The organism is Corallococcus aberystwythensis (assembly GCF_003612165.1).
Lineage (GTDB): Bacteria > Myxococcota > Myxococcia > Myxococcales > Myxococcaceae > Corallococcus > Corallococcus aberystwythensis.
The window spans coordinates 1-6,289 of sequence record NZ_RAWK01000407.1; the positions used below are offsets into that span (position 1 = coordinate 1).

5 protein-coding genes are annotated in these 6,289 nt (G+C 68.8%); 1 reads left to right on the top strand and 4 read right to left on the bottom strand.

The window, feature by feature from the left end; translation table 11 throughout:
- Nucleotides 1–33 precede the first annotated feature (33 nt).
- Nucleotides 34–882 (bottom strand): NAD(+)/NADH kinase, encoded by an 849-nt coding sequence (locus D7W81_RS44650; RefSeq protein WP_120560416.1) that lies wholly within the window; start codon nucleotides 880–882, stop codon nucleotides 34–36.
- Between the two features lie 121 nt (nucleotides 883–1,003).
- Between D7W81_RS44650 and D7W81_RS38990 the strand changes: the two genes are divergently transcribed.
- On the top strand, nucleotides 1,004–2,341 hold the full coding sequence (locus D7W81_RS38990) for a replication-associated recombination protein A (RefSeq protein ID WP_120560417.1): 1,338 nt from the start codon (nucleotides 1,004–1,006) through the stop codon (nucleotides 2,339–2,341).
- Between the two features lie 25 nt (nucleotides 2,342–2,366).
- On the opposite strand, the gene D7W81_RS38995 is transcribed toward D7W81_RS38990, so the two are convergent.
- The 3 genes from D7W81_RS38995 to D7W81_RS39005 form a co-directional block, all read right to left on the bottom strand.
- On the bottom strand, nucleotides 2,367–3,842 hold the full coding sequence (locus D7W81_RS38995) for a sigma-54-dependent transcriptional regulator (RefSeq protein ID WP_120560418.1): 1,476 nt from the start codon (nucleotides 3,840–3,842) through the stop codon (nucleotides 2,367–2,369).
- Nucleotides 3,839–5,419, bottom strand: a complete 1,581-nt coding sequence (locus tag D7W81_RS39000) for an ATP-binding protein (RefSeq protein ID WP_120560419.1) — start codon at nucleotides 5,417–5,419, stop codon at nucleotides 3,839–3,841. The genes D7W81_RS38995 and D7W81_RS39000 overlap by 4 nt, the downstream gene beginning before the upstream one ends.
- Nucleotides 5,420–5,585: 166 nt before the next feature.
- Nucleotides 5,586–6,289, bottom strand: a 704-nt coding sequence (locus D7W81_RS39005; protein WP_147445790.1) for a GGDEF domain-containing protein, incomplete at its 5' end; no start/stop codon positions are given.

Here is a 6,289-nt window from a genome sequence, read left to right on the forward strand (position 1 = left end):
TACACCTATTAAGTCGTCGGCAGCGTCAGATGTTTATAAGAGACAGCCCCAGTGGAGCTTCTGCCGGAGGATGGTGAAGAAGGCCACGCGGGGGTTGCGCACCAGGCCCACGCGGTTGGGCGAGCGCACCACTTCAATGCAGTCCCCGCCCTGGAGCGAGTGCCCCGTCTGACCGTCCAGCGTGAGGTACGTGTCCGCCGTCTCGCTCTTCAGCGTGACGCGGATGGTGCGGTCCGCCGGCACCACGATGGCCCGCTGGGTCAGCGCGTGCGAACAGATGGGCGACAGGATGGTGCAGTCCACCGACGGGTGCACGATGGGCCCGCCCGCGGACAGCGAATACGCCGTGGAGCCCGTGGGCGTGGCCAGGATGACGCCGTCCGACTTGTACGTGGTGATGGGCACCCCGTCGATGGACGTCTCGTGGTCCGCGATGCGCGCGAGCGCGCCCTTGTTGATGACCACGTCGTTGAGGATTTCATCCTCGATGAGGACCTTGCCCCCGCGCAGGAGCCGGCAGGACAGCTTCATCCGCGAGTCCACGTGGAAGTTCCCCGCCAGCACGTCGTCCAGCCGGACGAAGAGCTCCTCCACGGAGATCTCCGTCATGAAGCCCAGGCTGCCCAGGTTGACGCCGATGATGGGCACGTTGCGTCCACCCAAGAGGCGCGCCGCGTAGATGAGCGTGCCGTCACCGCCCAGCACCACCACCGCGTCCGCCCGGGCCGCCAGCTCCCGGTCCTCGATGCGCGGCCAGTTGAGCGCATGCGCCAGGGCGCGGTCCGCCAGCACCGTCAGGTTCGGGTGGCGCTGATGGATTTCCGCCGCCAGGGCCACGGCCCGCGGGGTGTCTCGCTTCGCGACGATGACCAGGGTCTGCACGCCCCCCGGGTTCTAGTCCAGCCGGACAACCGTCCTCTCCAGGAAAATGACGCGGCTGCCCAACCCCGGACATCACAAGGGGGCGCCACCGGGCGGACAGGGCGCTAGGTTTGGAGACCCCATGGACCTCTTCGACCACGCCAGCCAGAAGGAACAGGCCGTCCTGGCGCCGCTCGCCGAGCGCATGCGCCCCACCTCGCTCAGCGAGTACCTGGGCCAGGAGCACCTCACCGGCGAGGGCCGCTTCCTGCGCCGCGCCCTGGAGAGCGACCAGGTGCCCAGCCTCATCCTCTGGGGCCCCCCGGGCACGGGCAAGACGACGCTCGCCCAGCTCATCGCGCGCTCCACCGGCGCTTCCTTCGAGACCATGTCCGCGGTGCTCGCGGGCGTGAAGGACATCCGGGAGACGGTGGCCCGCGCGCAGGACCGCTGGAAGCTGAACCGCCAGCGGACGCTCCTGTTCATCGACGAAATCCACCGCTTCAACAAGTCGCAGCAGGACGCGCTCCTGCCCCACGTGGAGAAGGGCACCGTCACGCTGATTGGCGCCACCACGGAGAACCCGTCCTTCGAGGTGAACGCCGCGCTCCTGTCGCGCTGCCGCGTCATCACCCTGCGCGGGCTGGAGCAGGAGGAGCTCATCGCCGTCATGCGCCACGCCGTCGCGGACCCCCGGGGCCTGGGCGGCAAGGTGACGGTGGATGACGCGGCGCTGGAGTTCATCGCGGACGCGGCGGGCGGAGACGCGCGCAAGGCCCTCACCGCGCTGGAGGCCGCGGCGGCGTACGGCCGCACGGCGGTGGACCGCAAGGTGGCGCAAGAAGCGCTCCAGCAGAAGATGCTGCTCTACGACAAGGGCGGCGAGGAGCACTACAACGTCGTCAGCGCGTTCATCAAATCCATGCGCGGCAGCGACGTGGACGCCGCGCTGTACTGGATGACGCGCATGCTGGAGGCGGGCGAGGACCCCGTCTTCATCTTCCGCCGCATGGTCATCTTCGCGTCGGAGGACGTGGGCAACGCGGACCCGAGAGCGCTGGGCGTGGCGGTGGACGCGCTGCGCGCCTTCCAGCTGATGGGCCTGCCGGAGGGCACCCTGCCCCTCACCCAGGCCGTGACGTACCTGGCGCTCGCGCCCAAGTCGAACGCCGTCATCGCCGCGTACGCGGCCGTGCGCGAGGCCGTGACGAAGGAGGGCGCGCTGCCGGTGCCCATGCACCTGCGCAACGCGCCCACGAAGCTGATGAAGTCGCTGGGGTACGGCGGCGGGTACAAGTACCCCCACAACTTCGAGGGCAACTACGTCCCGGAGGACTACCTGCCGGAGGCCCTGCGCTCTCGCTGCTTCTACACCCCGAGCCGCAACGGCTTCGAGGCGGAGCTGTCCGAGCGCTACGAGGCCATCCAGCAGCAGCTCGCCGCGCGGCGCGGTGAGCGGGAGCCCGGAGAGGACGGCTGAACGGGCCGTCCTCCCGTGGGAGGCATCAGGACGCGGCTTCCAGGGCAGGCAGGTCCGGCCCGTTGTCCGCGTCCGGGCCCTTGGGCGAGCGCGGCTTCATGCTGCGGCCGGCCACTTCGTACTGCTTGAGCAGGCGGCGGAAGTTGGAGCGGTCCACCCCGGCCGCGCGCGCCGCGCTGGACACGTTGTGGTTGTTCTTCTCCAGGAGCGCGGAGAGGTAGCGGCGCTCGAAGGCGCGCATGGCCAGGCGCTTGGCCTGGGCGTATGGCAGGTGCGCCAGGCTGAACACCTCCACCGCGGAGTCGGCCTGGGGCGCGGCCTGGAAGCCGGGCGGCAGGTCCTCCACGTCGATGGCGTCGTTGGCCGTCAGCACCACCGCGCGCTCGATGACGTTCTCCAGCTCGCGCACGTTGCCCGTCCACCGGTTGCAGGTGAGGGCCTCCATGGCGCGGGGGCTGATGCCGGTGACCTTCTTGTCCGCCTTGCCGGTGTAGACCTTGAGGAAGTGGTGCGCGAGCAGCGGCACGTCCTCCGGGCGGTCGCGCAGGGGCGGCAGGTCGATGGTGATGACGTTGAGGCGGTAGAAGAGGTCCTCGCGGAACTTGCCCTGCTCCTTCGCGCGGGACAGGTCCACGTGCGTGGCGGCGATGACGCGCACGTCCACCTTCACGGGCTCGTTGGCGCCCACGCGCTTCACTTCACCCTCCTGCAGGACGCGCAAGAGGCGCACCTGGGTGGCCGGGGGCACGTCGCCAATCTCGTCCAGGAAGATGGTGCCGCCGTCGGCCGCCTCGAAGAGGCCCTTCTTGTTGCCGGTGGCGCCGGTGAAGCTGCCCTTCACGTGGCCGAAGAGCTCACTCTCCAGCAGCGTCTCCGTCAGCGCCGAACAGTTGACGGCGACGAACGGCTTGTCGCGGCGGGGGCTGCGGTAGTGGATGGCGCGCGCGACGAGCTCCTTGCCCGTGCCGCTCTCACCCTGGATGAGGACCGTGGCGGTGGAGTGGCTGACGGTCTCCACCAGCTTGAACACGGCGCGCATCTGCGAGGACTGCCCGATGAGGTCCTCGAACTGGCTGCGCGCGGTGAGCGCCTCCTCCAGCGCGCGGGTGCGGTCCTTCAGCGCCTTGCGCTCGGCGGCCTTGGCCACCGTGAGGCTGACCTCGTCGATGTTCTCGAAGGGCTTGGTGAGGTAGTCGTACGCGCCCGCCTTCACCGCCTCCACCGCCGTCTCCACGGTGGCGAAGGCCGTCATCATGATGACCTCCACGTCCGGGCGGTCCGCCTTGATGGCGCGCAAGAGGTCCATGCCGGACAGGTGCGGCATCTTGATGTCGAGCACGACCACGTCGATGGACGGGTCCTTCGCCGCCGCGAGCCCCTCCACCGCGTCGTCGATGGCAACGACCGGGTGGCCTTCCCGCTGGAGGATCTGGGTGACGGCCTTGAGGACGACGGAGTCGTCATCCACAACGAGGACCTTGGCGCGCTTGACTTGGTTCACGGCAACCTCTCGAGCTGCAGGGGAATGGGCAGGAAGACGGTGAAGCGGGAGCCCTGGCCTACGTGGGTGTCCACCTGGAAGGTGCCCCCGTGGTCCTGGACGATGCGATAGGCGATGGACAAACCCAGGCCGGTGCCCTCACCGGGCGGCTTGGTGGTGAAGGACGGCTCGAAGATGCGCGGCAGGTGCTTCTCTTCGATGCCCGTCCCGGTGTCCGTCACCGCGAAGAAGGTCCGGTCGCCCTCGCGCCCCGTCTCCAGGGACAGGCGGCCTTCCGCCTTGGGCAGTGACTGCAGGCCGTTCTGCAGCAGGTTGAGCACCACCTGCGCGAGCGTGCCGGGGTCGCCGTACACCTTGGGCAGCCCGTCCTTCAGGCCCAGCTTCAGCTCCACCTTGGGCATGGACTTGAGCTGCGCGCGGAAGAGCACCGCGGCGTCCTCCACGCACTTGGACAAATCAAAGAGGCGGCGGTCCTCCACGCGGCTGTGCCGGCTGAACTTCAGCAGGCTCTCCACGATGCGCTTGCACCGCAGCGCGCTCTCTTCAATCAGCTTCAGCGACTCCAGGTCGTTCGCGCTGCGGCCCGCGTCGCGGGACATGAGCTGCGAGAAGGCGAGGATGCCACCCAGCGGGTTGTTGATTTCGTGCGCCACGCCGCCCGCGAGCTGCCCCACCGCGGCCATCTTCTCCGTCTCGATGAGCCGGCGCGTCATGGCCTGCTCCTCCGTGACGTCGCGGTAGGTGCACACCGCGCGGTCGTCGCCGGCGAACGGGTACGCGGCCACCACGTAGCTGCGCCCGCCCTGCTGCACTTCCCCGCGAGCGCCCTTGCCCGTCTCCATGGCGGAGGGCAGCGGGCAGCCCTGGCACGGCGTGTCCCGGCCGAAGAGGTACTGGTGGCACGGGACGTCCGAAGGCACCTCTTCGATGGAGCGGCGGGCCACCTGCGCGTAGGCGACGTTGGCCCGGCGCACCGCGAAGTCCCGCGCGCGCACCACCGCGAGCGGCGTCTCCATGCAGTCGAAGGACAGCTCCCACTCGCGCTTCGCGGTGGACAGCAGGCGCGTGCGCAGCGCGACGCGCTCCTCCAGCTCCGCGTTGAGCTGCTTGAGCTCCGCGTTCTGCTCCTGGGTGACGCGGTAAAGCCGGTCGTTCTCCGTGTGGAGCGCGTACTGCTCGAAGGCGCTCTTCACCGTGAGGACGAGGTGGCTGTCGTTCCAGGGCTTGGAGATGAAGCGGAAGATTTCCGAGCGGTTGATGGCCTCTTCGATGGCCTGCTGATCCGCCTGCCCCGTCAGCATGATGCGCTGGGCGCGGGGCTCCTGGAGCTTCACCTGGGTGAGGAACTCCACCCCGTTCATCCCCGGCATGCGGAAGTCGGAGATGACGACCTCCGGGCGGAAGCGCTCCAGCGTGCGCAGGCCCGTTTCGGCGTCCGTCGCCGTCTCGATGTCCCACTCACCGCGTCGCAGCACCCGCCGGATGGACTTGAGGATGTTCTCCTCGTCGTCCACGAGCAGCAGCCGCCCTCGGGCGACCGTGTCCTGCGCCTGCGCTTGAGCTCCCAGGGTTCCCATGGACTTTCCGGGAATCGACATTTGCAATGGCCTTGCCAAACCAGAGTTTTGGATAAACCCCGGGATTCACGCCTCTTTTCAGAGACATGACAAAAAGGGGCAAGGTCATTGTAGACCCACCGACCCTATCGGGGTCAAATGGGACCCCGGGTGTTTGACCCCTGGGTCAGCCTGCGCGTGAAGGCGGCGCGGAAAACAGGGGTGCGGGGGGGTGGAGGCAGATGCGGTCGCGACCCTCGCGCTTGGCGCGGTAGAGGGCCTCGTCGGCGGTGAGCATCAGCTGCTCCGGGGCGAGGATGGCGCGGTGGGGGAAGCTGGACACGCCCAGGGACGCGGTGACGCGCAGGGCCCCCTCCGGACCCGCGTGCAACTCGTTGATTCCCTTGCGGATTCGCTCCGCCACGGTGAGGGCACCGGGCAGGTGGGTGCAGGGCAGGAGGACCGCGAATTCCTCCCCGCCGTAGCGGGCCACGAGGTCCGTCTCCCGCACGCTGTGCTGGAGGGAGGCGGCCACCTCCCGGAGGACGCGGTCCCCGGCGCCGTGGCCGTGCGCGTCGTTGATGTTCTTGAAGTGGTCCAGGTCCACCAGGATGAGAGAGAGGCTCTCGTCGTAGCGCTGGGAGCGGCGGAACTCCTCGCGCAGCCGTTCCTGGAAGTAGCGGTGGTTGTGGACCTGGGTGAGCCCGTCCGTCACCGACAGGCGCCGCAGCTCCTCTACCTGGGAGTGAAGTGACCTCAACCGGGAGTGCGTTTCCAGGCTCCGGTAGAGCCTCAAACGCAGTTCTTCGTCGTCCCATGGGGTCAGAATCACCTCACCCCCTCTGCGCAGGGCGGCGAGGCGCAGGGCCCGGTCCTCCGGCGGGGCCAGGA